Consider the following 25,528-nt stretch of genomic DNA (forward strand, 5'->3'; position numbering starts at 1 on the left):
GTCAGATCGCTGTGCCGAGTTGGAAGATGGGCAGGTACATCGCAACCACCAGGCCCCCGACGATAACACCCAGCACCACCATGATGAACGGTTCCATCAGGCTGGTGAGGTTATCGACCATGTTGTCCACTTCGTCCTCATAGAAGCTCGCGACCTTGTCGAGCATATCGTCCAGTGCGCCGGACTCTTCGCCAATCGCAGTCATCTGGATCGCCATATTCGGAAAGATACCGGAGGCGCGCATGGAAAAATTCAGCTGCATACCGGTCGACACGTCCTGCTTGATACGCAGCACCGCCTGCTTGAACACGATGTTGCCGGTAGCGCCGGCCACCGAATCCAGGGCTTCCACCAGTGGCACACCTGCCGCAAAGGTAGTCGACAGCGTGCGGGCGTAACGGGCCACGGCGGACTTGTACATCAGCGTGCCAATCAGCGGGAACTTCAGCAGCCAGGTGTCCATTCGGTCCCGAAAGCCTTGCGACGTTTTAAACGCGTGGCGCACGCCGAAGATGGCCGCGATCAGCACGCCGAGCATCGCCCACCACCAGTCCTGCATGAATTCCGAGAGGCCGATGACCATCACCGTGAACGCTGGCAATTCGGCGCCAAACCCTTTGAATACCGATTCGAACTGCGGCACCACTTTGACCAGCAGAATCCCGGTCACAATGATCGCGACGAACACCACCGCCAGCGGGTAGGTCATGGCTTTCTTGATCTTGGCCTTGAGGCTTTCGCTCTTTTCCTTATAGGTCGCCACTCTCTCCAGCAGGGTATCGAGGGCACCGGCCTGCTCGCCAGCATCGACCAGGTTGCAGTAGAGCTCATCGAAATACTGAGGCTTTTTGCGCAGGGAGGCGGCGAAGCTGTTCCCCGCTGCGACTTCCTGTTTCACCTCGTCAATCAGTGTGCGCATGGCCGGGTTATCAAAGCCTTCACCGATGATGTCGAAGGACTGCAGCAGCGGTACGCCGGCCTTCATCATGGTCGCCATCTGCCGGGTGAACAGAGCAATGTCCTGGGCCTTGATGCGCTTTCCCAGGTTGAAAATCGAGGCGGACTTCTTGCGTACCTTGCCGGGGTTGATGCCCTGTTTGCGCAACTGGGCCTTGATCAACGCCGGATTCTGACCGCTCAATTCGCCCGTCATTTTGGTGCCTTTGCGGTCTGTGCCTTCCCAGGCGTAGACGCTGATTTTTGCTGCTTTGACCGCCATATTCAGTCCTTGGTGACCCGGTTGATTTCTTCAAGGCTGGTGATGCCTTGCATGGCCTTGAGCAGGCCTGACGTGCGCAGGTCGTTGAAGCCGTCTTTACGCATCTGACTGTCGATTTCCAGTGAATTGCCTTCGGCCATGATCAGCCGTTGCAGGTCCTGTGTGTTCTTCACCACTTCATAAATCCCGACTCGCCCTTTGTAACCGCCGTTGCACTGATCGCAACCGACAGGCTCATAGATCGTGAATGAGCCGATGCGTTCCTCGGGGAAACCTTCCTTGAGCAGCGCCTCACGGGGAATCTCGATCGGTTTTTTGCAATGGCTGCACAGCTTGCGTGCCAGGCGCTGGGCAATGATCAGGCTGATCGAGGTGGCAATGTTGAAACCTGGAATGCCCATGTTGTGCAGGCGCGTCAGGGTTTCGGCGGCGCTGTTGGTGTGCAGGGTCGACAGCACCAGGTGACCGGTCTGGGCGGCTTTGATAGCGATTTCGGCGGTTTCGAGGTCGCGGATCTCGCCGACCATGATCACGTCCGGGTCCTGTCGCAGAAAGGAGCGCAGCGCCTGGGCGAAGTCCATTCCCTGTTTGGGATTGACGTTGACCTGGTTGATGCCTTCCATGTTGATCTCCACCGGGTCTTCGGCGGTGGAGATGTTGATGTCCACGGTGTTGAGAATGTTCAGCCCGGTGTAGAGCGACACAGTCTTGCCCGAGCCGGTGGGCCCGGTCACCAGAATCATCCCCTGCGGCTGCTTGAGGGCAGCCATGTACAGGTCTTTCTGGTCGGGCTCATAGCCGAGGGCGTCGATGCCCATTTGGGCGCTGGACGGGTCGAGGATCCGGATCACCACTTTCTCGCCCCATAGGGTCGGCAGGGTATTGACCCGAAAGTCGATGGATTTGCTCTTGGACAGGCGCATCTTGATCCGCCCGTCCTGGGGCCGGCGCCGTTCGGAGATGTCGAGGCTGGCCATGACTTTCAGCCGCGCTGCGATGCGATTGGCCAGGTGAATCGGTGGCTTGGCGACTTCACGCAAAATACCGTCAGTGCGTATCCGCACACGGTAGGTTTTTTCGTAGGGTTCGAAATGCAGGTCGGAAGAGCCGCTTTTGATCGCGTCCAGCAACATCTTGTGGACGAAGCGCACCACCGGCGCGTCATCGGCATCCTGGCCGGCGATGGCCTCCAGTTTGCTGTCCTCGATCGACTCGATGTCCACGCCATCAAGGTCGACATCGGCCATGTCTTCCAGGCCGGTGCCTTGGGTATCGAAGAATTTTTCGATGGCGTCGCTGAGCTTGTCGTCCTCCACCAGGATGGCTTCGGTATTCAGCCCGGAGCTGAACTGGATGTCATTGATGGCTTGATGATTGGTCGGGTCGGAAACACCCACGAACAACTTGTTGCCGCGCCGCCAGAGGGGCAGGGCGTGGTGCTGGCGAATCAGCTTCTCGCTGACCAGCCCCTTGGGTTGGGTTTCCTTGTCCAGACAGTTGAGGTCGAGCAAGGCCATGCCGAAGTGTTCCGAAGCGATCTCGGCGACCTGGCGACTCTTCACCAGTTTGTTCTGCACCAGATAACTGACCAGGGAGATTTTGTTGCGTTGGGCTTGCTGATACGCCTGTTGCGCGCTTTTGTCAGTGAGCAGCTCGGCCAGGACCAATTGCTTGGCCAGACCGCTAAGGGCGATGTCATTCATTGGGATACCGGACGCAGACAGTTCATGAGTTATAGCCTAGTCAAGCGGAGGAACCAAACCAGCGGCGTTGAGGTGACAAAAAGTGTCAGATAGTGCGGATTCTGGGGGTAGGAAAGGGCGCTGGACTCGCCTTACGCCCCGCCAACAGGGGGCTCGGCGCTTGGCATGGGCTGTGCTGCGGCTAGTTCAGATCATGAGATTTCGACTCATGCATGGAGCTTGTCTATGAAGACTCAAAAAGGTTTTACCCTGATCGAGCTGCTGATCGTGGTGGCGATCATTGGGATTCTGGCGACGTTTGCGTTGCCTCAGTACTCCAAGTATCAAGCCCGGGCCAAAGTGACGGCCGGCCTGGCTGAGATCAGCGCGTTGAAAGTGCCTTTCGAAGACATCATCAACCAAGGCACCAACCCTACATTGCTATTGGTTGCAGGTAACGCGGCGGCGACGACCTCCAATTGCACGCTGGCTGCCTCAGGGACAGCTTCAGACGGTGCAGGCACGATCACGTGTACGCTGGTTAATGCGCCAGGGCCGGTGTTGGGCAAGACCATCACACTGACTCGCTCATCAGGAAACACGGCGGGCACCTGGACGTGTGCCAGCAATGTCAACGCTGACTTTGCACCAAAAGGCTGTCCCGGCAGTGGTGCGTAATCTGGCGGCTTGATCTGATGCCTCGTCTGTTTGACGGGGCATTTTTTTGTTCGCCGTTCGGGAAAAATTGAGTAATTGAGAAAACTTCCAATAATTCATGGCCTTAGGCCTGCGGTAAAACCCGCAACTTGCATGTCGATAATTTGGAAGTCATGCATTTTGCATGATTCCGAAAATCAGGTGTTTTTGTAAGTTATTGATTTTTATGTATTTGTTGGCTGTTTCAAAGTTGGCACAGCGTTCGCACTATCTCCAGTAACCCTGCTGACAAGACACGCAGCAGACTTTATGAAAAACAGGAGTTACTCGTATGAAGAAGTTCGCTATCGCTGCCGCTACTGCTACCGCGCTGACCCTGACCATGGCCAACGCTGCATTTGCACAGACCACTCAAACCACCCAGGCTCCGATGACTCTGGCGGCGGGTGAAGTCACCAAAGCCAAAGAAGCTACTTCCGATACCTGGATCACCACTAAAGTCAAAGCCGACCTGGTGACCGAGAAAGGCATTCCTGGTACCGACATCAAAGTCGAAACCAACAAAGGCGTAGTGTCCCTGTCGTCCACCGTTGCGGTGACTGACGCTCAGAAAGCCACCGCCGTGGCGATCGCCAAGAAAATCAAAGGCGTCCAGGCGGTCTCCGCTGACGGCCTGAAATCCGAGTAAGACAAGGCTTCTCGCCTGGACTGGGAGAAGGTGCGACAGACGGGCCGAGCAATACGTCTGCCGCCTCAGGAGAGTTCATGCGAAAGGCCATAAGGATGTGGCCATTACAGGCCCCGGACATTCGTGTCAGGGGCCTGTTCTATTTGTGAGCGACGCAAAACCAAATGTGGGAGCGAGCCTGCTCGAAATTGCGGACTAACATTCGACATTAATGTTGAATAAAAGACCGCTATCGCGAGCAGGCTCGCTCCCACATTGACCGGGGCCTACATAAGATTGTGGTGGGGTCAGCTACCGCGCTTGCTGGTGATCTGCTTCAAACGATTACCTTCAAAACGCAGGTACTGATACATCCCGCCGTTGGGCCCGTAGGTCCATTCCTCGACTTGAAATTCTTCCCGTCGGTTAGCGCTGCGCTTGTAGCCCAACAGATCACGGCTGACCGGTTCTCCGCATTTCTGCAGCACTTCGCTGGACCTGTCCCCGACACTGACCAATTGACTGCCGCAGCGCAGGGTGTCGGCGGCCGAGGCCTGACTGGCGATCATCGCCAGAGCCAGGCTCATCAGCCATTTCGCGCCCATCACTCGGCGTCCAGATGCAGCGGCGTAACCACTCGACCGTCACTTTCCGCTTCGCCGAGGTTAGCGTCGATGAAGTACACGCGGTCATCGGCCAACTGAGCTTTGTCGACCAGGTAGTCCTTGATGCTGCTGGCGCGCTCCTGGCCCAGCTGGCGTAAGAGAACGTCGCTGGAACTCCAGAACTTGATTATGCCTTCGCGCATTTTTGCCGTGCGTTCTTCCTTGCCCAGATCCTTCCACTCGGCGGGCGGCTGCGTCTTCAGGCGCGTGCGATAGATCCCTTCCAGCAGCGGACCTTTCTCGTTATCCGGTACATCCAGCAATGAAGCCTGAGCCGGCACCTTGTCACCGCGGCGCTGGAGCATTTTGTAGTAGTTGTACTGGTATTCACGTTCCAGACGTTGCTCGGCGATCAGCGGGCCATCGCTGCTGGCGGCCGCGGTGCCTTCGATTTCCAGGCGCAGGGCCGGACGTTCCTTGAGGGCCTGGGACAGTTTGACCAGTGAACCTTCGGCCTCTTTGCTCAGGTCGCTTGAACCCGGCGCAAACGACACGGTGCCCAAATCTTCTGAACCACCGCCACTGACCAGCCCGCCAATCATTTTGAAGGGTGCAGCTGCGGCTTTCACGATCAGGTTGCGCAGGGTCTGCCAGATGATAGGCATGACACTGAATTGCGGGTTGTTCAGGTCGCCGCTCACCGGCAGCTCGATGGAAATCTTGCCGTCGACATCCTTGAGCAAGGCAATCGCCAGCTTCAGCGGCAGGCTCACGGCGTCTGGGCTGTCGACCTTTTCACCCAGTTGCAGCTGCTCGACCACCACTTTGTTTTCGGCCAGGAGTTGGCCGTTGGTGATCTTGTAATGCAGGTCGAGATTGAGTCGGCCCTTGCGGATGCGGTAACCGGCGAACTTGCCGGAGTAGGGCGTGAGTGTGGTCAGTTCAACACGTTTGAAACTGGTGGCGATGTCGAGGCTGGCCATCGGGTCGAACGGGTTGACCGAGCCCTTGATGGTGACCGGTGCATAACGGTCGACCTTGCCTTTGATATCGACGCTGGCCGGTTTCGCCTGACGGCTGTCGATGGTGCCGATTTGCCCATTGAGCTGTTGAATGGCCGTGGCGAAATTCGGGGTCAGGCTGAAGTCGGCGAAGTTGGCCGAGCCGTCATTGATGGCAATGCCGCCAATGTGGATGCCCAGCGGTTTTTCCTGGCTGGCCGGTTTGGCAGCGGCCGTTTTGGCGCCGGAGTCCGGCGGTTGCGGAATCAGCAGGTCGTCGATGTTGGTGGTGCGATCATCGTTGATCATGAAACGCGCATAAGGCTGGAACAGGTTGACCTTGTCGATCGACAGGCTGTCGCCGTGCTGATAGTTCAGGCCTTCGAGCACCAACTGCTGCCACTTGAGGAAGTCGCGGGTTTTGAGGGTGTCGAGGGTATGCAGTTGATCGACTTGAGCACGGCCGGTGACGCTGAATGCCAGCGGCTCGGTGCTTTTCAGATCGACCGCCAGATCACTGCCGAGCATCCCGCTGCGCAGTTCCAGGCGAATGAACGGGGTGATATAGGACTGGGCGACGCGCAGGTCGATGTCCTTGGTTTGTACGTTTAACCTGGCGCTGACCGGGGCGAGATTGACGATACCGTCTGCCGTGAGCTTGCCTTGCTTGCCCACGCCCGTATCGAGCTTGAGGTTAAAAGGCGAGCCATTGAGGCTGTCGAAATTCTGCAGGTCCAGGTTCAGCGGGCCTACATCCAGCGCCACCACGGGTTGTGCCTTGCGGTCAGCCAGATGCACTTGGTAATTGCGCAGTTGCACGTCTTTGAGCAGCACCTGCCATGGCTTGCTCGGTGGCGCCGGGTCGGATTTCGGTGAGTCGGCGGCGGCTGGCGTGGCGGCCGGTTCGGCCTTGGCTTTGACGGCTGCTTTGGACGGTTGGCTGGCGAACAGTTTCTGCCAATCGAGTTGCCCGTCGGCCTCGAGGGCGGCCCAGGTTTCCAGTTTCTGGCTGCGGATCTTGCCGACGACCACTTGTTGCTTGGCCAGGTCTACGGTGGTTTCGCTGATGTCCAGACGCTCAAGCTTCGCCAGCGGCCGACCGTCTGGTGCTTTGATCGCGAACGGCGCGATGCTGACGGCGACGTTGCTCAATAGCAGTTCGGTTTCCTTGGACAGGTTGAGTTTGTAGTCGGTGCTCAGGCTGAGGACGCCGTCTTCAAGCACCAGTGGCACCGCGTCACGCACATAGGGCCAAAAGGATTTCATTTTGCCGTTGGTGATCTTCAGCTTACCTTCGGAGGTGATCGGGATCAGGCTGAAATTGCCGGTCCAGTCGATCTGTCCACCTGCCGGGCCGATGGCGACCAAGGTCATGTCGGCACTGTCTTCAGGCAGGGTGCTGAGGTTTTTCAGTTCGAAGTCGAGTTTGTCGTAGAGGAATTCGATGGGTTCGCTGGGGCGTTGATCCTGGAAATGCACGACACCGCCGGCCAGTTTGATCCGCTCGATGCGCAACGGGAACGGTTTGGCGTTCGGGTCGGCCGGGGTCGGTTCACTGGCGGGGATTTTGAACAGGCCAAGCAGATTGAGCTTACCGTCCTTGCCGAAGAGGATTTCGGTCTTGGGTTTGTCGATTTCGATATCGGACAGGTGCAGCGCTTTGGTCCAGAGGCTGTCGATTTGCAGGTTGGCGTACAGGCGCTCGAAGCCGACCTGCTCCTTGCCCGGCTCGCCGATGATCAGGCCCCACAGGGTGACTTCAAGGCTGAAGGGGTTGAGTTCGATACGCTGGATCGTCGCGGGCGTTGTCGCGTAACTGGCCAATTGTTGATTGGCCACCCGCAACGCGATACCCGGCAAAATCAGAAACCCCAGCAGACTGTAGAGGGCTAGAGCGGTCAACAGAGCGCCAATAGCGCGAATCAATCCTTTGGGCATGTGCGGCTTCATCTGTCTGAATCGGAGTGCGTTGGAGTATGGCATGCGTTTCCGGTTCCGAAGTGATCCTGCTTTATAGGATTTATCTGATTTTTCGGACGAATCTCAGAGCTGAAGAATCAGGGTTTTCAGCGGCGGCTGTTCATCCATTGACGGAAAATCGCCGCCCGGTTTCATCACTGTCCACTCGCGCACCGGCCGGCCGGCTTTCTCTGCACAACGCAAAACTTGCTCGCGCCAGTCGTCCATGCTGACTTTTGCCAGATTATTGCAGCAGATCAGAACACCATTGTCGGCGGTGGTCAGCAGTGCCGGCTTCAGCAGGCTCTGATAGTCGCGCAGCAGGTCGACGGTGCCGAAAGCGCTCTTGGCCCAGGCTGGCGGATCCAGCAGCACCAGGTCGTACTGACGCTGTTCCAGACGTTGATAGCTCGGCAGTTTTTGCCCACGGCGCTGGCTGATCGGCAGGCCGGCCAACTGGCGGATGGCCGGGAAGTAGTCGGACTGGATGAAGTCCATGGTCGGCAACTGCGGATTGAGCAGGCCGTTCTCACGGCCGACGGCCAGGTTGCCCTCAGCGAAGTCGAGGTTGCAGACTTCGCTCGCGCCACCGGCCGCCGCACTCAGGCCGACGCCACAGGTGTAGGCGAACAGGTTCAGCACACTTTTGTTTTTGCTGTGCTGCTTGACCCAGCCGCGCGTGTTGCGCAGGTCGAGGAACAGCAGCGGGTCCTGGCCGGCGTGGCGGCCGCGAACCCGGTAATTCAAGCCCCATTCGTGACCGATCAAGTCTTGCAGGGCGGCTTCGTCGGCGCGGTAGACGGTGTCTTCACGGTCGATGCGTGAGTTGCCACGGGAGCGATCGTTGTAGACCAGCAGCGTTTCGAGGCCCAGGTGCTGATTGATGGTGTCGTGCAGTTGCAGCAGCGCATCTCGTTCCAGCGACTGGTGAAAGCTTTGCACCAGCAATTGCGGGCCGTAGCGGTCGATCGTCAGGCCGCCGGCGCCTTCCTGGCTGCCGTGGAACAGGCGATAGCAATCGGTGCCTTGCTGATGCAGCTCGGCCAGCAGGTCTTGACGGCGATCGAGTGCGGCGCGCAGCGCCTGATTCAAGGAAGACATGCTGGGCGCCTTGCAGGAGGGAATTTGGCGCGGGAGTTTAACAGCTTGGCGCGGGACCGAGGTGCTGCCATCGCGAGCAGGCTCGCTCCCACAGGAAATCTCTATTGTTTGAAAATTTATGCTCGACACAAATCCACTGTGGGAGCGAGCCTGCTCGCGATGCTTTTAGGGGCAATCAGGTCAACAACCCCATCCGTCGTTTGGCCCGGTGTACCGAGCCGTTACGCACCGCCCAGCGCAGCATTGGCACGCTGCGATTGACGCTGGCGCGGATCAGCTTGCGTTGCAGCGGGCTCTGGCTGACGCCCAGCATGTCACTGGCCCAGTCCGGCAGCAGGTCGATCCCGGCCTTCATCATTAAACCGCCGAAAGGTCTGGCCAAACGGCTGGGGGACGGGGCGTTCAACAACAGCCGTAACACCTCTCGACTGCGCTCATCGCACAGTAGCTGTGGGCGAATGCGCTCAAGATAATCGGCAATTTCCTGCCGCGAACGCGGCACGTTACGAGCACCGAGCCGTTCGGCGACCAACGCGATTTCCGCGTAGTAACGGTCCTGATCAGCCAGGGACAGGTTCGGATTGCGGTAACGCAAATGGGCCGCGAGGAAGTTGCTGACTTCGGCCACGTGCACCCAGGTCAACAGATCGGGATCGCTGGCGGCGTAGGGCCGGCCATCCGGTGCCGTGCCGGTCACTTGCAGGTGGATGGTGCGGACTTTCTCGATCAGCCAGTCGGCGTCCTTTCGCGAACCGAAGGTGGTGCCGGAAATGAACTGCCCGGTGCGACGCAGTCGGCCGATCATGTCCTCGCGGAAATTCGAGTGGTCCCAGACCCCGGCCAGGGCCAGTGGATGCAGGGCTTGCAGCATCAGGGCGCTGATGCCGCCGATCAGCATGCTGCTGAAGTCGCCATGCACTTGCCAGCTCACCGAATCGGGGCCGAACAAGCCGGGATCACCCTTGGGGTTTTCCAGGTCGAGCTTGCCCAGAGACAGACCGGTCAGGCTCATGATCTGGGTTTCGATGCGGGTTCGAATGAATTCCATGGCGACTCAGTGGCGGAAAAGGAGGCGCGGCCATTAACGGCCGCGCAGGCTTTTGAAACAAGCGATTACTGGTTCAGGCGTTTATCGACCAACTCCTGGACCACGCTCGGGTCAGCCAGGGTCGAGGTGTCGCCCAGGCTGTCCAGTTCGTTGCAGGCGATCTTGCGCAGAATGCGCCGCATGATCTTGCCCGAACGGGTTTTCGGCAAGGCCGGCGCCCACTGGATCAGGTCCGGTTTGGCGAAGCTGCCGATTTCCTCGCTGACGTGAGCCAGCAGTTCTTTCTTCAGTTCGTCACTGGGCTCGGTGCCGTTCATGGGGGTGACAAAGGCGTATATGCCCTGACCCTTGACGTCGTGCGGGTAACCGACCACCGCTGCTTCGGCGATGCTGTCGTGCAGCACAAGCGCGCTTTCCACTTCTGCGGTGCCGATGCGGTGCCCGGACACGTTGATCACATCGTCGATGCGCCCGGTGATCCAGTAATCGCCATCCTCATCGCGCCGGGCGCCGTCGCCGGTGAAATAGTAACCGGGGTAGGGTTTGAAGTAGGTGTCGACCATTCGTTGCGGGTCGCCGTAGACGCTGCGAATCTGCGCCGGCCAGCTGGATTTGATCGCCAGCACGCCGCTGCCGGCGCCTTTGATTTCCTTGCCCACTTCATCGAGCAATACCGGTTGCACGCCGAACATCGGTTGCGTGGCGCAACCGGGTTTGATCCGTTGCGCGCTGACCAGCGGGCTGAGCATGATGCCGCCGGTTTCGGTCTGCCACCAGGTATCGACGATCGGACAACGCTGTTCGCCGACGGCATTGAAGTACCACTCCCACGCTTCCGGGTTGATGGGCTCACCGACAGTGCCGAGTAATCTGAGGCTCGCGCGGGAAGTTTCCTTCAACGGTTCGGGGCCTTCACGCATCAGGGAGCGCAGGGCGGTCGGGGCGGTATAGAAAATGTTTACATGGTGCTTGTCGATCACCTGCCAGAAGCGCGAGCTGCTCGGGTAGCTCGGTACGCCTTCGAAGATCAGCGTGGTCGCGCCGTTGGCCAGCGGACCGTAGACGATGTAGCTGTGGCCGGTGACCCAGCCGACATCGGCGGTGCACCAGAAGACTTCGTCGTCGCGGTAGTCGAGCACGTACTTGAAGGTCATCGCCGCTTGCAGCAAGTAGCCGCCGGTGGTGTGCAGCACGCCTTTGGGTTTGCCGGTGCTGCCGGAGGTGTAGAGGATAAACAGCGGGTCTTCGGCGCCCATCGGCTCAGGCGGACAATCGTCGCTGACGTCACGCAGCGCCTGGTGATACCAGATGTCCCGGCCCTCGACCCAGTCCACTTCGCCCTGGGTACGCTCGACCACGATGACAGTGCTGACGTTCGGGCAGCTTTGCAGCGCCTTGTCGACCTTCTGCTTGAGCGGCACGACTTTGCCGCCGCGCACGCCTTCATCGGCGGTGATCACGGTGCGGCAGTCGGCATCGAGAATCCGGTCACGCACAGAGTCCGGCGAGAAACCACCGAACACCACCGAATGCACCGCACCAATGCGCGTGCAGGCGAGCATGGCGTAGGCGGTTTCGGGGATCATCGGCATGTAGATGCACACGCGGTCGCCTTTCTTCACGCCACGGCTTTTGAGCACGTTGGCCAGGCGGCAGACGTTGTGATGAAGTTTTTTGTAGCTGATCTGCGTGGATTCGGCAGGGTCGTCGCCTTCCCAGATGATCGCGGTTTGATCGCCGCGCTTTTCCAGGTGGCGGTCAATGCAGTTGTAACTGACATTTAACTTTCCGCCGGCGAACCAGCTCGCTTCACCGGTTTTCAGGTTATAGCGCTGGACGGTATCCCACGGGGTACTCCAGTCAAGAAAGCGTGTGGCCTGTTCGGCCCAGAAGGTGCTGGGGTGCTCGATGGATTGGCGGTACAGGCGCTTGTAGTCGTCTTGACTCAATTGTGCAGCCCGGCGGACGGCATCGGCTTGGGGGAACGTGCTGATATCGAACATGACGGTTCCTTATTCTTGTTTTGCGACAAGTAATAAAGATGCGCCGAGTGTGGAGAGGGTTCAAGACCCGAAAACAAACCCCCCTGTAGGAGCCGAGCTTGCTCGCGATGCAGACGCCGCGGTGTATCAGGTACACCGCGTTATCGTTCATCGCGAGCAAGCTCGGCTCCTACAGGAATGGGGGGGTTAGCCGCGGTGACGACCGCGGAAGTAGTTGATCAAGCCTTGGGTCGAGGCATCGTCAGCCGGGGTTTCTTCGCTGCCGACCAGGCGGTTGTAGACGCCTTTGCCCAGCTCTTTACCCAGTTCCACGCCCCACTGGTCGAAGGCGTTGATGCCCCAGATCACGCTTTGCACGAAGACTTTGTGTTCGTACATCGCCACCAATGCGCCGAGACGACGCGGGCTGATGCGTTCGACCACCAACGTATTGCTCGGACGGTTGCCCGGGATCACCTTGTGAGGCGCGAGTTTCTGCACCTCTTCTTCGCTGATGCCTTTGTCGCGCAACTCGGCTTCGGCCTCGGCAAGGGTCTTGCCCAGCATCAGCGCCTGGCTTTGTGACAGGCAGTTGGCGTACAGCCACTGGTGGTGGTCGGACACCGGGTTGAAGCTGACGATCGGCACGATGAAGTCGGCCGGGATCAGTTGAGTGCCCTGGTGCAGCAACTGGTGGTAAGCGTGCTGACCGTTGCAACCCACGCCGCCCCAGATCACCGGACCGGTGTCGGTGGACACTGGCGTGCCGTCCTGACGCACGCTCTTGCCGTTGGATTCCATGTCCAGCTGTTGCAAATGCTTGGTGATGTTACGCAGGTAGTGGTCGTACGGCAGGATCGCGTGGCTTTGCGCGCCCCAGAAATTTCCGTACCACACGCCGAGCAAGGCCAGCAGCACCGGCATGTTCTGTTCGAAAGGCGCGCTCTGGAAATGCTGGTCCATGGTGTAGGCACCGGACAGCAGTTCCTTGAAGTTCGACATGCCGATGGCCAGCGCGATTGGCAAACCGATGGCCGACCACAGCGAGTAACGGCCGCCAACCCAGTCCCACATCGGGAAGATGTTTTCTTCGCGGATCCCGAAGGCCACCGCCGCTGCATTGTTGCTGGAGACGGCAATGAAGTGACGGTACAGCTCGGCTTCCGAACCACCCTGAGCCAGGTACCAGGCGCGTGCGGCCTGGGCATTCTTCAAGGTTTCGAGGGTGTTGAAGGATTTCGACGAAACGATGAACAGCGTGGTTTCGGCACGCAGCTTCATGGTCAGTTCGTGGAACTCACTGCCGTCGATGTTCGCCAGGTAATGGCAGCGCACACCCTTCTGGGCGTAGGACAGCAGCGCTTCGGAGACCAGCTCCGGGCCGAGGAACGAGCCACCGATGCCGATGTTCACCACGTCAGTGATCGGCTTCTCGGAGTAACCGCGCCACAAACCGTCGTGGATACGGCCCACGAGGTCGGTGATCTGGTTCAGGACCTTGTGCACTTCCGGCATCACGTTGACGCCGTTGACCTTCAGCTTGTCGCCGACCGGACGGCGCAGTGCGGTGTGCAGGGCCGGGCGGCCTTCGGAGGAGTTGACGATTTCGCCTTCGAACAGCGCTTTGATCGCGCCCTGGAGGTCGACTTCGTTGGCCAGGCTCACCAGCAGATCGCGGGTCTGGGCGTTGATCAGGTTTTTCGAGTAGTCGAGAAACAGGCCGCAGCTGCTGAGGGTGAATTGGGTAAAGCGCTGCGGATCGGCATTAAAGGCTTCGCGCATGCTGAAATCTTGCATGGCTTGGCGGTGGTCATTCAACGCTTGCCAGGCGGGCAGAGCGGTAACGTCTTGAGGGGTGCGGTAATACGCCATCGCTGCGGGTTTCCTTTTTACTTGAACGGCCTTTTGAACACTAAAAATACCGGAGCGCTGTGGGTGGGCGTCCGGTCAACTGCGTCGACACGATTTCATGACACAGGGCGAATACAGTAAACCTCGCGCTGCGATCTGTCTTGACTTTGTCTGACCCGTTCCCGGTACTTTTTTATACATCGAGCAGGGAACGGTCCGACAAACGGAAGGGGGAGGGGCAAAGACTGGATCAGGCGACCTGAACCGGAATGGCATTGCTGGTGTGGCTCAGTTCATTACCCGGCGCCATGTAGAGCATGCGTGGCTTGAAGTTGAGCAGCTCGGCTTCGCTGTAGTGGGCATAAGCGCAGATGATCACGCGGTCACCGACCTTGGCCTTGTGCGCTGCGGCACCGTTGACCGAGATCATGCGCGAGCCTTCTTCGCCACGAATCGCGTAGGTGGTGAAGCGTTCACCATTGTCGATGTTGTAGATCTGGATCTGTTCGTATTCACGGATGCCGGACAGGTCCAGCCATTCGCCGTCGATGGCGCAAGAACCTTCGTAATCGAGTACAGCGTGGGTGACTTCGGCGCGATGCAGCTTGGCTTTTAGCATGATGGCGTGCATGAGTGTTTCCCCAGGTCGGAATCGAACGGCGGGCATTGTGCCCAAAGGCTTCAGGGCCGGCAATACGGCGTGAGAACCCACACAGAACGCTGTAGGAGCTGAGCTTGCTCGCGATGAGGGAGTGACATTCAACATATGTGTTGGCTGACAGTCCGCCATCGCGAGCAAGCTCGGCTCCTACAGGGGGATTGTGGTGTTCAGGCGGGTGCGTCGAGGTTCAGATGCAGGTTATCGATCAACCGCGTAGTGCCCAGGAACGCCGCCACCAGAATCACCAGATCCCGATCTTGCGCGGTCGCCGGGCGCAAGGTCAGCGCATGACGAATCTCCAGATAGTCTGGACGCAAACCTGCCGCTTCAAGCTGCTTGATCTGCGCGCCAATCAACGCCGGGAAATCCCGTTCGCCCTGTTTGATCGCGTCGGCAATCTGGCTCAAACCGCGATATACAACCGGCGCAACGGCCCGCTGTTCTTCGCTGAGGAAACCATTGCGCGACGACAGCGCCAGGCCATCGGCTGCACGTACCGTCGGTTCGCCGATGATCTGGATCGGCATGTTCAGGTCATGCACCAGGGCACGGATCACCGCCAGTTGCTGGAAGTCTTTCTGGCCGAAGATCGCCAGGTCCGGCTGGACCATATTGAACAGCTTGGTGACTACCGTCGCCACACCTTCGAAATGCCCGGGACGGCTGGCGCCGCACAGGCCTTCGGAGAGTTGCGGAACGCTGACGCGGGTCTGGCCGACCATACCGTCGGGGTACATTTCTTCAACGGTTGGCGCGAACAGCAAGTGGCAACCGGCCTGGAGCAGTTTCTCCTGATCGGCTGCGAGGGTGCGCGGGTACTTGTCGAGGTCTTCACCGGCGCCGAACTGCAGCGGGTTGACGAAAATGCTCGCGACCACGAAATCCACCCGTTGGGTGGCTTTGGTCACCAGTGCCACATGACCGCTGTGCAGGTTGCCCATGGTCGGCACGAAGCCGATGCGCTTGCCTTCACTGCGGGCACGGGCCACGGCGGCCCGCAATTCGCGTACGGTTTTTACGGTGTTCATGCAGAGAATCCGTGTTCGATACCAGGGAAAGTCGCCGCTTTGACTTCAGTGACGTACGCACCAAGCGCCGCTTGAATATTTTGTTGCCCGGCCATGAAGTTCTTCACGAACTTTGGCACACGGCCAGTGATCGACAGGCCGAGCATGTCGTGCAGAACCAGTACCTGGCCATCAGTGCCACTGCCGGCGCCGATGCCGATCACCGGAATACCCACCGCCTGGGTGATTTCCTGAGCCAGTTCACTCGGTACGCACTCGAGCAACAGCATGGCTGCCCCTGCCTGTTCCAGAGCGATGGCATCGGCGCGCATCTGGCGTGCCTGGTTCTCGCTGCGGCCCTGGACTTTGTAACCGCCCAGAATATTCACCGATTGCGGTGTCAGCCCCATGTGCGCGCACACCGGGATACCGCGTTCGGCCAGCAGACGGATCGAGTCCGCCAGCCACAGCGCACCTTCAACCTTGACCATGTGCGCACCCGCCTGCATCAACAGGGCGCTGTTGGTCATGGTTTGTTCGAGGGTGGCGTAGGCCATGAAGGGCAGGTCGGCGAGGATCAACGCATCGGTGTTACCGCGTTTGACGGATGCCACGTGGTAAGCCATTTCCGCGGTGGTGACCGGCAGGGTGCTGTCGTGACCTTGCAAAACCATGCCAAGGGAGTCGCCCACCAGCAGCACTTCGACGCCAGCCTCATTACAGGCGTGGGCGAAGGTCGCGTCATAGCAGGTCAGCATGGTGATCTTTTCACCTTTTTGCTTGAGACCTTGCAGAGTGGTCAGGGTGATGGCTGGCATGAAAAGTTCCTCATTCAGGCGCTGTGGAAACTACTGCGAGTAACGCGCGTGATTCTTCGTTAAATACAGGCGCACGGTCTGTTGTCGTGCTTTTAAGGCCTGGATTGCGCCCTTCAACGCCGTGTTGGCGGCAGCGGGACGCCTATAGTCGTGAGGAGAACTCGGGAAGTCAATTGCGTGTGTTACCGCATTGTTACGCGTGGGGTGTTACCGGGGTAACTGATGCGATTCAGCAGGATTGCCGTCGATCTTGAGTCCGGTACAAAACACTGTGGGAGCGGGCTTGCCCGCGATAGCGATTTTACATTCAACATCAATGTTGACCGGTCGTTCGCCATCGCGGGCAAGCCCGCTCCCACAGGGATTAGCAGTCAGGCTGAGGAAGGCGTTCCAGGCCGACGAACGGGCAGGCAGCGAGCAAATCACTCAGGCTGCGGCCATCAGCCAGACGCAAATCCGCAGGCGCCAGTTCGGCCAGTGGATAGAGAACGAAAGCTCGTTCCTGCATATGGTAGTGAGGCACCTTGAGGCGAGGTTCATCGATCAACCGATCACCGAACAATACGATGTCGAGATCCAGCGTACGCGGCCCCCAACGTTCAAGGCGCTCGCGGCCCTGTCCGTTCTCAATGGCTTGCAGCGCATCAAGCAGCTCCAGCGGCGGGAGCGTGCTGTCGAGGGCGGCAACCGCGTTGGTATAACGCGGTTGGCCGGGCAGTAGCGAGTCGCTCTGATAAAACCCGGAAACCCCGATCAGTTCGGTCTGCGGCAACTGTGTCAGCGCCTCGACGGCGCTGCGCAATTGTTCGGCGGGGTCAGCCAGATTGCTGCCCATGCCGATGTAGATGCGTTCCATGGATTACTCGCCCGTGGCGCTCGGTGCACCGGCGGTGCGTTTGCGCTTGGCGCCACCGCTGCGGCGACGCTTGCGTGGTGCGCCAGTGCCGTCATCCTTGCCGCTGAGGTCGCGGATCATGTCGCGACGTTCGCTGTCGTTGGCGTCCTGATAATCCGTCCACCATTCGCCCAGGCCATCGGTCTGCTCGCCGGCGCTTTCGCGCAGCAGCAGGAAGTCGTAACCGGCACGGAACCGCGGGTTGTCCAGCAACAGGTCGGCGCGCTTGCCGCTGCGGCGTGGCAGACGCTCTTGCATGTCCCAGATCTCGCGGATCGGCATGGTGAAGCGTTTCGGAATCGCGATGCGCTGGCACTGTTCGGCAATCAATTCATGAGCGGCTTCCTGCATCGCTGGAATCGGCGGCATGCCACGTTCTTGCAAACGCAATACACGGGCCGGCAGGGCTGGCCAAAGCAGCGCCGCAAACAGGAACGCCGGGGTCACCGGTTTGTTCTGTTTGATCCGCAGATCAGTGTTGATCAACGCTTCGCTGATCAGCGTGTGGGTGTACGTCGGGTTGTATTCCAGGGCCTCGGCACTGGCCGGGAACAGCGGATCGAACAGCTGCAGGTCGACCAGCATCTCGAAGGTGTCCGCGGCATGGCCGGAGAGGAACAGCTTGAGTACCTCCTCGAACAGGCGGGCCGATGGAATCTCGCGCAGCATCGGTGCCAATTCACGGATTGGCGCGGCGCTGTGTTTTTCGATGCCGAAATTCAGCTTGGCGGCGAAACGCACGGCTCGCAGCATCCGTACCGGATCTTCCTGGTAGCGTTGCTTCGGGTCGCCGATCAGGCGGATCAGGTGATTGCGGATGTCGTGTACGCCGTTGGCGTAATCGAGGATGCGCTCGCTGACCGGATCGTAATACAAGGCGTTGATGGTGAAGTCGCGGCGCTGCGCGTCTTCTTCCAGCGTGCCATAGACGTTATCGCGCAGGATGCGCCCGCTCTCGTTGCGGGAAGACTGGTTGCTGTCTTCCTCTTCATCGTTTTGCGGGTGATTGGCGCGAAAGGTCGCGACTTCAATGATTTCGCGGCCAAAGTGGATGTGCACCAGTTTGAAGCGGCGACCGATGATCCGCGCGTTGCGGAATTCGGCTCGCACCTGTTCGGGCGTGGCACTGGTGGCGACGTCGAAATCTTTTGGCGTGATGCCGAGCAGCATGTCACGCACACAGCCGCCGACCAGGTAAGCCTGATAACCGGCGTTCTGCAGGCGTTCGACGATGTTCACCGCGTAGCGACTGAATTGGGCCTTTTGCAGCGAATGTTGGCCGCTGTTGAGCACTTCAGGCGTACTGCGAATGTGTTGCGTATGACGCTTGGGAGAACGGAATGACTGGAACAGCTTCTTCAGCATGGGATGCACTGTTTGAAGGAATGTTCGGCCAAAACGAAGAATGACCGCATGATGGGCGGGGATTCTAGCATTTAGTCGGGGGATGGTGTAGGAAGCTGCGCAAGCGCTTGAAGCAGGGGCGATTGGCGTGTCTAAACGCCAGAAACTACAAGGGGAGCCGAAGCTCCCCAAGAAAGTAGTTGCATGCTCTATTTTTATTTTTGATTCGGGCTTTTTGTTTTTGTTAAGTGCCCTCGCCATGAAGTTTTTCCTTCATGACCCTCCCAATCGGGAGCCAAGAGCAAACGGATTGCTTTGGTCGCTGTGTTGCAGTGATCTTGCGATCCAACCAGTTCAGGCTCTGTCTTGTGACAGTTTTTTGTTGTTCTCGGCCTGGTCGTGGGGCAAGCCCCAAATACAACGCCTCTCCAAAAGAATCAGTTAGCTACGCCTCTCGCCGTCTTGTTTTTATTGTGCGTGAGTCGATACGTCTTATTTTTATTGTCTTGTGCATTGCTTGTTATTGTTCTTGTACCAAACATATAGCAGGGTGCGTGCCAACTTTTACGAGGCCCAGCAAAACAAGGGGTTAAGCAGCTTGGCGGGTTTTTTCGAGGCCAAAAAAAGCCGGGGCTTCGTTACCGTAAGCCCCGGCTTCTGTTACGTGAAAAAGGTGAGGTAACAGTTTTTTCACCTTGTCACGTGTTACCTGCGCATCAGACAGGTGACGTTCAGCTCTCGCTGGCCACCCCGGTCTTGCGCCGCGGAATGCCCAGGCGCTGACGACGTTCCCACAGGCATTTGCGACTGACACCGAGTTTGCGTGCCAACTCGGTTTCGGTCATGTGGTCCTGGTGCTCGAGAACGAAGTGCTGGAAGTAGTCTTCCAGTGACAGGTCTTCAGTCGGCTCATGGCTATTGTTGCCGGCGGCGCTGCCCTGTTGTGGTGGCAGGCCGATGAAGTCGTCATCGTCCAGATCGCTCAGTTCGATATCGATCCCCAGCAGCTCGGCGGAAATCTCCGGGCTCTCGCACAGGATGACCGCACGTTCTACGGCGTTTTCCAGCTCACGTACGTTACCCGGCCAGGAGTAATGACGGATGGCCTGTTCGGCATCCGGGGCAAACTTCAGGTCGGTGCGGTTGACCCGCGCGCTCTGCCGCGCCAGGAACGCGTTGGCAATTTCGTTGACGTCGGCGCCGCGCTCGCGCAGGGCTGGCAGTTTCAGGGCGATCACGTGAAGGCGGTAATACAAGTCTTCACGGAACTGGCCGATCTTCGCCAGGCTCTTGAGGTCCCGGTGAGTCGCGGCGATCAGGCGCACATCGACTTTCTGGGACTGCACCGAACCCACACGACGAATTTCACCTTCTTGCAGCACGCGCAACAGGCGGGCCTGGGCTTCCAGTGGCAGTTCGCCGATTTCGTCGAGGAACAGGGTGCCGCCGTCGGCCGCTTCTACCAGGCCGGCACGCCCGGCGCTGGCGCCAGTGAACGCGCCTTTTTCGTGGCCGAACAGTTCGGACTCGATCAGGCTTTCCGGAATGGCCGCGCAGTTCACCGAAATCATCGGCGCCTTGGCGCGTTTGGACAGGTTGTGCAGGGCACGCGCCACCAGTTCTTTACCGGTGCCGGATTCGCCCTGGATCAGGACATTGGAGTCGGTTGGCGCGACTTTGCGGATCTTGCTGTACAGATCCTGCATGGGCGGGCAGGAGCCGATGATGCCGATTTCGCCATTGTTGTTGCTGGCGCCCGGTTTCGCGGCGCCATTACCGGCTTTACCGACGACCGGTTCACCGCTGGCTTGCACAGTTTGACGGTCACGCAGGATTCGCGCGACGGCTTGCAGCATTTCATCGTGATCGAAAGGCTTGGCGATGTAATCCACCGCGCCCATCTTCATCGAGTCGACCGCCGAACGCAGGCTGGCGTAGCTGGTCATGATCAGCACCGGAGTGCCCTGGCCGAGTTTGATCAACTCGGTGCCAGGCGCGCCCGGCAGACGCAGGTCGCTGACGATCAGGTCGAACGTGGGAATGGTGAAGCGTTCTTGTGCTTCCTGCACTGAACCGGCTTCGCTGACCTGATACTGGTTACGTTCCAGCAGGCGGCGCAAGGCGGAGCGGATAATTGTTTCGTCTTCGACGATCAAAATGTGCGGCATTGATTCGATACTCTCGACGGTCTCAGTTCACAGCGGACGTCGCTTCGACATGACGCGGCAAGGTCACCCGGATACGGGTGCCGCGTTGGCTTTGAACATCAGCCGGGCTGTCGATGGTGATTTGTCCATAATGCTCTTCAACGATGGAATAGACCAGTGCAAGGCCCAGACCGGTGCCTTCGCCAGGATCCTTGGTGGTGAAGAAAGGTTCGAACAATCTATCCATGATGTTCTTCGGAATACCGCTGCCTTCGTCTTCCACGATCAAATCGACCGTGTGTTCGCCGGCTTCGCTTTTGACTCGCACCGCACTGCCGGGAGGCGAGGCGTCGCGGGCGTTTGAGAGCAGGTTGATCAGTACTTGCGCAAGTCGCTGCGGATCGCCTTCGACCCAGTGATCGGGATCGCACAGGTTGTAAAACTGTACTTCGAAATTGCGTCGGTTCAGCGCCAGCAAACCGATGGCATCCTGGGCCACTTCGGCCAGACAGACGGGCTCGTCGCTGTGCTGATGACTGCCGGCATGGGCGAAGCTCATCAGCGACTGAACGATGCGCGACACGCGTTTGGTCTGTTCCAGGATCTGCCCGCTGATTTCCTTCAGTTCGCTGTCTTCTTCGCGTTCTTCGCGCAGGTTCTGTGCAAGGCAGGCGATGCCAGTGATCGGGTTGCCGATTTCATGGGCCACACCGGCGGCGAGTCGACCGATGCTGGCCAGGCGCTCGGAGTGCACCAGTTTGTCTTCGAGCATCTGGGTTTCGGTGAGGTCTTCCACCAGCAGCACCAGGCCGCTGTTGCCCGGGGCCAACGGTTCATCGATCGCGGCTTTGTGCAGGTTCAGCCAGCGCGTCTGGCCGTCGAGGGCCAGGTGCTGTTTGTGCAAATGCTCGTCCGGCAGATTGATGAAGCCTTGCAGCAGCTCTTTCCAGGGATCGGCAATGGTGCTCAGCCGCGAACCGACCACACGCTGTGCGGCAATGCCGGTCAGTTCCTCCATGGCTTTGTTCCACATGAGGATTTCCTGATCCTTGGCCAGCGAGCAAACACCCATCGGCAATTCCTGCAGGGTCTGGCGGTGATAGCGGCGCAGGGCATCGAGTTCGGCGGCAAGCCCGGTCAGGCGCGAGTGGTAATCCTCGAGGCGACTTTCGATGAAGTGGATGTCTTCGGTGACGTAGTTTTCGCCGCCGGCCTTATAAGGCAGGAATGTTTCGACCATGTCCTGAGCCACGCTCGGCCCCATCAAGCCGGAGAGGTTGGCTTCGATACGGTCGCGCAAGCGGCGCAAGGCGTAAGGCCGGCGCTCATCGAAAGGCAGATAGAGGTCGCGCAGGGCCTGTTCGACTTCTTTCTGCGCAGCCTTGGCGCCCAAGGGTTTGGCAAGCTGTGTGGCGAATTCCTGGGGTGAGGCGGCGTGCAATTCGCGGCGTTGCGGCCGGCGCACGTTGTCCACGGCGCAGGCTTCGGCGGCGCTGGCCTCTTCGCTGCTGGCGTTGGTGAACAGCGAGATCAGGGTGAACATCAGCACGTTGGCCGCCAGCGAGGCGATCGCCGCCATGTGCCAACTGGTGTCGTCCAGCACGTAGATCATGTTCAGCAGCGGTATGTAGAAGCCCTGCAGATTGCCGACCAGCGGCAGCAGCATAGTCACCAGCCACACCAGAATCCCCGCGAGCAAACCGGCGATGAAACCGCGGCGGTTGGCGGTCGGCCAGTACAGTACCGACAGCACGCCCGGCAGGAATTGCAGGGTGGCGACGAAGGCGACGATGCCCAGATTCGCCAGATCCTGTTCCGCGCCCAGCAGCAGGTAGAAACCGTAACCGGCCATGATGATCGCGACGATCAGCCCCCGGCGGGTCCACTTCAGCCAGCGGTAGATATTGCCTTCGGCCGGCGGCTGATAGAGCGGCAGCACCAAATGGTTCAGCGCCATCCCGGACAGGGCCAGGGTGGTGACAATGATCAAACCGCTGGCCGCTGACAATCCGCCGATATAGGCCAATAGCGCCAGGGCCTTGCTGTTGGCGGCGATGCCGATACCCAGCGTGAAGTATTCCGGGTTGGTGGTGGCGCCGAGTTTCAGTCCGGCCCAGAGAATCAGCGGTACCGCCAGGCTCATCAACAGCAGGAACAGTGGCAAGCCCCAGCTCGCACTGACCAGCGAGCGCGGGTTGAGGTTTTCGGTAAACGTCATGTGGTACATGTGCGGCATCACAATCGCCGAAGCGAAGAACACCAGCAGCAGCGTGCGCCATGGACCTTCCTGCAATGGCGTGTGCAAAGCGGCGAGGGCGGTCTGGTTTTGCAGCAGCCACAGTTCCAGCTGTTGCGGACCGTCGAATACGCCGTACAACGCATACAAGCCAACGCCGCCAATGGCGATCAGCTTGATCACCGATTCAAAGGCAATCGCAAACACCAGGCCTTCGTGTTTCTCCCGTGTCGCAATGTGCCGCGAGCCAAAGAAAATCGTGAACAGCGTAATCAGTGCGCAGAAGCTCAGGGCCACGCGATGTTGCACCGGCTCGCGGGTGAGGATGCCGATGGAGTCGGCCACCGCCTGAATCTGCAACGCCAGCAGCGGCAGCACGCCGATCAGCATGAAGATCGTGGTCAATGCGCCGGCCCAGGTGCTGCGGAAGCGGAAGGCGAACAGATCGGCCAGCGACGACAGCTGATACGTGCGGGTGATTTTCAGGATCGGATACAAAAGCACCGGCGCCAGCAGAAACGCGCCGGAGACGCCCAGATAGCTGGACAAAAATCCGTAGCCGTATTGATAGGCCAGGCCCACCGTGCCGTAAAACGCCCACGCACTGGCATACACGCCCAGCGACAGGGTGTAGGTCAGCGGGTGGCGAATGATCGCCCGGGGGATCATGCCCCGTTCGCTGATCCAGGCTACGCCGAACAGCACCGCCAGGTAGGCGGCGCTGATCAGGATCATCTGGGTCAGGCTAAAGCTCATCGGCATCTTTTTGGCTCTGCAGGATGAAGGTCACGACGATCAGAATCAGCCAGAGCAGATAAGGGCGATACCAGGCGCCAGTGGCGTCGATCCACCAATCCATGATGGCTGGGGAGAACAGATAAATCCCCACTACCAGGAGCAGGACCAAGCGATAGATGTACATCCCGGCCTCTCTTTTTTATGCGCGTGCCCGAAAACGTGCGGCGATGGTAACGGATGGGCGCGCCACTGCAAGTGTGATCACTGTAGTTGTGCTTCGGGCAGGTTGAGTGTGCGCGGGATCAACCCTGCATCCCAGTGGGCGATGCCCCAGTTCAACACTTCCCGTGGGGTGGCGTAAGCCAGTTCGGCACCGGGATTGTGCCCCAGTGCGCGCAATGCACGCAGCAACAAGGGGGTTGCCTGATCTTCGGTCAGCGGCGGCGAACGATAGGACTTGCCGAGCTTGTGGCCATCGGGCTGGATGATCAGCGGGATATGCAGATAGCGCGGTTGCGGCAGGCCAAGCAGTTCTTGCAAGTAGAGCTGGCGCGGCGTGGAGTCGAGCAGGTCGGCGCCGCGGACGACATCGGTAATGCCTTGCCAGGCGTCGTCCAGCACCACCGCCAATTGATAGGCGTAGAGCCCGTCGCGGCGACGAATCACGAAATCGCCGACGTCCCGGCCCAGGTGTTGGCGGTATTCGCCTTGCACCCGGTCGATGAAGTGATATTCCAGTTCGGGGACACGCAGGCGAATCGCAGCATTTTTAGTGTCATGACCGGCGTTGCGGCACAGCCCTGGATAAATCCCGTGATAGGGCGCAAGTGTTTTGCGTGAACAGGTGCACGCGTAGGCCAGGCCGTGATTGAACAGGCGATTGAGGACTTCGGCGTAGGCATCGTGCCGGTCACTCTGTCGGACCACTTCTCCATCCCACTCGAAACCGTAGCTTTCCAGGGCTTTGAGGATCGCCGCTTGAGCGCCGGGCTCTTCCCGTGGCGGATCGAGATCTTCCATGCGCATCAACCAACGGCCACCCACCGAGCGTGCGTCGAGGTACGAGGCCAGCGCTGCGACCAGCGAACCGAAATGCAGATGGCCACTGGGCGTGGGGGCGAAGCGCCCGATGTAGGGAGTGGAAGTCGTGGCGGTCATGGACGAATGTTACATCTCTGGTCGTGCGCGAGTCCCTGTGGGAGTGAGCCTGCTCGCGATAGCGGTTTCACATACAACACATTCGTTGACTGACACACCGCAATCGCGAGCAGGCTCGCTCCCACAGGAGGGCTCGCCGTGGCGAATGTCAGAAACAAAAACGGAGCGTTCGCACGCTCCGTTTTTCGTTCAAGTCGAGATTACTTGCCGACTTGCTTTTCCTTGATTTCCGCCAGGGTCTTGCAGTCAACGCACATGTCGGCGGTAGGGCGGGCTTCCAGTCGCTTGACGCCGATTTCGACGCCGCAGGACTCGCACCAGCCATATTCTTCGTCTTCGATCAGTTGCAGCGTCTTGTCGATCTTTTTGATCAACTTGCGCTCGCGGTCACGGGCACGCAGCTCGAGGCTGAATTCTTCTTCCTGGCTGGCACGGTCTGCCGGGTCCGGGAAGTTGGCCGCTTCGTCTTTCATGTGATCAACAGTACGGTCGACTTCCTGCATCAAGTCCTGTTTCCACTTATTCAGGATCTTGGTGAAGTGAGCGCGCATGGGCTTGCCCATGTACTCCTCGCCCTTCACTTCTTTGTAGGGTTCGAAGCCGCTGATCGACTGGTTCTGTTGTTGCTTTGCTTGGGTGGACATGAAATAGACCGCCTCTACTCTTGTAATCCATTGCGCAGGATTGCTCCATCACCGACACCTGCCGGCCCTGCGGCTGCAAGCGGGCGAACTTACCAGATCAAATCGGGC

At 59.2% G+C, this 25,528-nt stretch carries 20 protein-coding genes; 2 read left to right on the top strand and 18 right to left on the bottom strand.

The features are described from left to right. Position 1: 1 nt before the first annotated feature. Together PMI27_RS09565 and pilB are read right to left on the bottom strand one after the other, a co-directional pair. Positions 2–1,219: a type II secretion system F family protein gene (locus tag PMI27_RS09565; protein ID WP_008153320.1), complete on the bottom strand. Its 1,218-nt coding sequence runs from the start codon at positions 1,217–1,219 to the stop codon at positions 2–4. A 2-nt stretch (positions 1,220–1,221) separates the two neighbouring features. Further along, positions 1,222–2,922: a type IV-A pilus assembly ATPase PilB gene (gene pilB, locus PMI27_RS09560; protein WP_008153319.1), complete on the bottom strand. Its 1,701-nt coding sequence runs from the start codon at positions 2,920–2,922 to the stop codon at positions 1,222–1,224. A 225-nt stretch (positions 2,923–3,147) separates the two neighbouring features. Here pilB and PMI27_RS09555 point away from each other — a divergent pair, with 225 nt between their 5' ends. Next, positions 3,148–3,579, top strand: coding sequence for a pilin (locus tag PMI27_RS09555; RefSeq protein WP_008153318.1), 432 nt, complete (start codon positions 3,148–3,150; stop codon positions 3,577–3,579). Positions 3,580–3,889: 310 nt separating this feature from the next. Further along, positions 3,890–4,246: a BON domain-containing protein gene (locus tag PMI27_RS09550; RefSeq protein ID WP_008153317.1), complete on the top strand. Its 357-nt coding sequence runs from the start codon at positions 3,890–3,892 to the stop codon at positions 4,244–4,246. Between the two features lie 287 nt (positions 4,247–4,533). Here PMI27_RS09550 and PMI27_RS09545 read toward each other — a convergent pair whose 3' ends face one another. From PMI27_RS09545 to dksA, 16 genes are all read right to left on the bottom strand, one after another. After that, a complete protein-coding gene (locus tag PMI27_RS09545) occupies positions 4,534–4,830 on the bottom strand; it encodes a DUF2845 domain-containing protein (protein WP_008153316.1) in 297 nt (98 codons plus the stop codon). Then, positions 4,830–7,814 carry a DUF748 domain-containing protein gene (locus PMI27_RS09540; RefSeq protein WP_008153315.1) on the bottom strand — a complete coding sequence of 995 codons (2,985 nt, stop codon included), beginning with the start codon at positions 7,812–7,814 and terminating at the stop codon, positions 4,830–4,832. Before PMI27_RS09540 ends, PMI27_RS09545 begins: the two co-directional genes overlap by 1 nt. 60 nt (positions 7,815–7,874) lie before the next feature. Continuing rightward, complete coding sequence (locus PMI27_RS09535) at positions 7,875–8,891, bottom strand: class I SAM-dependent rRNA methyltransferase (protein WP_008153314.1); 1,017 nt, start codon at positions 8,889–8,891, stop codon at positions 7,875–7,877. A 175-nt stretch (positions 8,892–9,066) separates the two neighbouring features. Continuing rightward, a complete protein-coding gene (locus PMI27_RS09530) occupies positions 9,067–9,939 on the bottom strand; it encodes an oxygenase MpaB family protein (protein ID WP_008153313.1) in 873 nt (290 codons plus the stop codon). Between the two features lie 65 nt (positions 9,940–10,004). Beyond that, complete coding sequence (gene acs / locus PMI27_RS09525; RefSeq protein ID WP_024164583.1) at positions 10,005–11,942, bottom strand: acetate--CoA ligase; 1,938 nt, start codon at positions 11,940–11,942, stop codon at positions 10,005–10,007. A gap of 186 nt (positions 11,943–12,128) precedes the next feature. Beyond that, a complete protein-coding gene (gene pgi, locus PMI27_RS09520) occupies positions 12,129–13,793 on the bottom strand; it encodes a glucose-6-phosphate isomerase (protein ID WP_008153311.1) in 1,665 nt (554 codons plus the stop codon). A gap of 229 nt (positions 13,794–14,022) precedes the next feature. Next, entirely contained in the window at positions 14,023–14,403 is a 381-nt protein-coding gene (gene panD / locus PMI27_RS09515) for an aspartate 1-decarboxylase (protein ID WP_008153310.1), read from the bottom strand. Positions 14,404–14,600: 197 nt separating this feature from the next. Then, entirely contained in the window at positions 14,601–15,461 is an 861-nt protein-coding gene (gene panC / locus PMI27_RS09510; RefSeq protein WP_008153309.1) for a pantoate--beta-alanine ligase, read from the bottom strand. Further along, positions 15,458–16,258: a 3-methyl-2-oxobutanoate hydroxymethyltransferase gene (gene panB, locus PMI27_RS09505; RefSeq protein ID WP_008153308.1), complete on the bottom strand. Its 801-nt coding sequence runs from the start codon at positions 16,256–16,258 to the stop codon at positions 15,458–15,460. The genes panC and panB overlap by 4 nt, the downstream gene beginning before the upstream one ends. Positions 16,259–16,622: 364 nt before the next feature. Next, positions 16,623–17,114: a 2-amino-4-hydroxy-6-hydroxymethyldihydropteridine diphosphokinase gene (gene folK / locus PMI27_RS09500; protein WP_008153306.1), complete on the bottom strand. Its 492-nt coding sequence runs from the start codon at positions 17,112–17,114 to the stop codon at positions 16,623–16,625. 3 nt (positions 17,115–17,117) lie between these two features. Continuing rightward, entirely contained in the window at positions 17,118–18,518 is a 1,401-nt protein-coding gene (locus tag PMI27_RS09495) for a polynucleotide adenylyltransferase PcnB (RefSeq protein WP_008153304.1), read from the bottom strand. 710 nt (positions 18,519–19,228) lie between these two features. Beyond that, positions 19,229–20,665, bottom strand: coding sequence for a sigma-54-dependent transcriptional regulator (locus tag PMI27_RS09490; RefSeq protein ID WP_008153302.1), 1,437 nt, complete (start codon positions 20,663–20,665; stop codon positions 19,229–19,231). A gap of 22 nt (positions 20,666–20,687) precedes the next feature. Then, positions 20,688–23,642 (bottom strand): sensor histidine kinase, encoded by a 2,955-nt coding sequence (locus PMI27_RS09485; protein WP_008153299.1) that lies wholly within the window; start codon positions 23,640–23,642, stop codon positions 20,688–20,690. Continuing rightward, on the bottom strand, positions 23,626–23,802 hold the full coding sequence (locus PMI27_RS31515; RefSeq protein ID WP_003176118.1) for a hypothetical protein: 177 nt from the start codon (positions 23,800–23,802) through the stop codon (positions 23,626–23,628). Before PMI27_RS31515 ends, PMI27_RS09485 begins: the two co-directional genes overlap by 17 nt. 77 nt (positions 23,803–23,879) lie before the next feature. After that, on the bottom strand, positions 23,880–24,776 hold the full coding sequence (gene gluQRS / locus PMI27_RS09475; RefSeq protein WP_008153295.1) for a tRNA glutamyl-Q(34) synthetase GluQRS: 897 nt from the start codon (positions 24,774–24,776) through the stop codon (positions 23,880–23,882). Between the two features lie 200 nt (positions 24,777–24,976). After that, positions 24,977–25,420: an RNA polymerase-binding protein DksA gene (gene dksA, locus PMI27_RS09470; protein WP_008153293.1), complete on the bottom strand. Its 444-nt coding sequence runs from the start codon at positions 25,418–25,420 to the stop codon at positions 24,977–24,979. Positions 25,421–25,528: the final 108 nt, after the last annotated feature.

The sequence above is a fragment of the Pseudomonas sp. GM41(2012) genome (genome assembly GCF_000282315.2).
Classification (GTDB): Bacteria; Pseudomonadota; Gammaproteobacteria; order Pseudomonadales; family Pseudomonadaceae; genus Aquipseudomonas.

Bases quoted from the DNA above. Each gene is read 5' to 3' on its own strand.
- PMI27_RS09565 (WP_008153320.1), bottom strand. From the start codon at position 1,219: ATGGCGGTCAAAGCAGCAAAAATCAGCGTCTACGCCTGGGAAGGCACA.
- pilB (WP_008153319.1), bottom strand. From the start codon at position 2,922: ATGAATGACATCGCCCTTAGCGGTCTGGCCAAGCAATTGGTCCTGGCC.
- PMI27_RS09555 (WP_008153318.1), top strand. From the start codon at position 3,148: ATGAAGACTCAAAAAGGTTTTACCCTGATCGAGCTGCTGATCGTGGTG.
- PMI27_RS09550 (WP_008153317.1), top strand. From the start codon at position 3,890: ATGAAGAAGTTCGCTATCGCTGCCGCTACTGCTACCGCGCTGACCCTG.
- PMI27_RS09545 (WP_008153316.1), bottom strand. From the start codon at position 4,830: ATGGGCGCGAAATGGCTGATGAGCCTGGCTCTGGCGATGATCGCCAGT.
- PMI27_RS09540 (WP_008153315.1), bottom strand. From the start codon at position 7,814: ATGCCATACTCCAACGCACTCCGATTCAGACAGATGAAGCCGCACATG.
- PMI27_RS09535 (WP_008153314.1), bottom strand. From the start codon at position 8,891: ATGTCTTCCTTGAATCAGGCGCTGCGCGCCGCACTCGATCGCCGTCAA.
- PMI27_RS09530 (WP_008153313.1), bottom strand. From the start codon at position 9,939: ATGGAATTCATTCGAACCCGCATCGAAACCCAGATCATGAGCCTGACC.
- acs (WP_024164583.1), bottom strand. From the start codon at position 11,942: ATGTTCGATATCAGCACGTTCCCCCAAGCCGATGCCGTCCGCCGGGCT.
- pgi (WP_008153311.1), bottom strand. From the start codon at position 13,793: ATGGCGTATTACCGCACCCCTCAAGACGTTACCGCTCTGCCCGCCTGG.
- panD (WP_008153310.1), bottom strand. From the start codon at position 14,403: ATGCACGCCATCATGCTAAAAGCCAAGCTGCATCGCGCCGAAGTCACC.
- panC (WP_008153309.1), bottom strand. From the start codon at position 15,461: ATGAACACCGTAAAAACCGTACGCGAATTGCGGGCCGCCGTGGCCCGT.
- panB (WP_008153308.1), bottom strand. From the start codon at position 16,258: ATGCCAGCCATCACCCTGACCACTCTGCAAGGTCTCAAGCAAAAAGGT.
- folK (WP_008153306.1), bottom strand. From the start codon at position 17,114: ATGGAACGCATCTACATCGGCATGGGCAGCAATCTGGCTGACCCCGCC.
- PMI27_RS09495 (WP_008153304.1), bottom strand. From the start codon at position 18,518: ATGCTGAAGAAGCTGTTCCAGTCATTCCGTTCTCCCAAGCGTCATACG.
- PMI27_RS09490 (WP_008153302.1), bottom strand. From the start codon at position 20,665: ATGCCGCACATTTTGATCGTCGAAGACGAAACAATTATCCGCTCCGCC.
- PMI27_RS09485 (WP_008153299.1), bottom strand. From the start codon at position 23,642: ATGCCGATGAGCTTTAGCCTGACCCAGATGATCCTGATCAGCGCCGCC.
- PMI27_RS31515 (WP_003176118.1), bottom strand. From the start codon at position 23,802: ATGTACATCTATCGCTTGGTCCTGCTCCTGGTAGTGGGGATTTATCTG.
- gluQRS (WP_008153295.1), bottom strand. From the start codon at position 24,776: ATGACCGCCACGACTTCCACTCCCTACATCGGGCGCTTCGCCCCCACG.
- dksA (WP_008153293.1), bottom strand. From the start codon at position 25,420: ATGTCCACCCAAGCAAAGCAACAACAGAACCAGTCGATCAGCGGCTTC.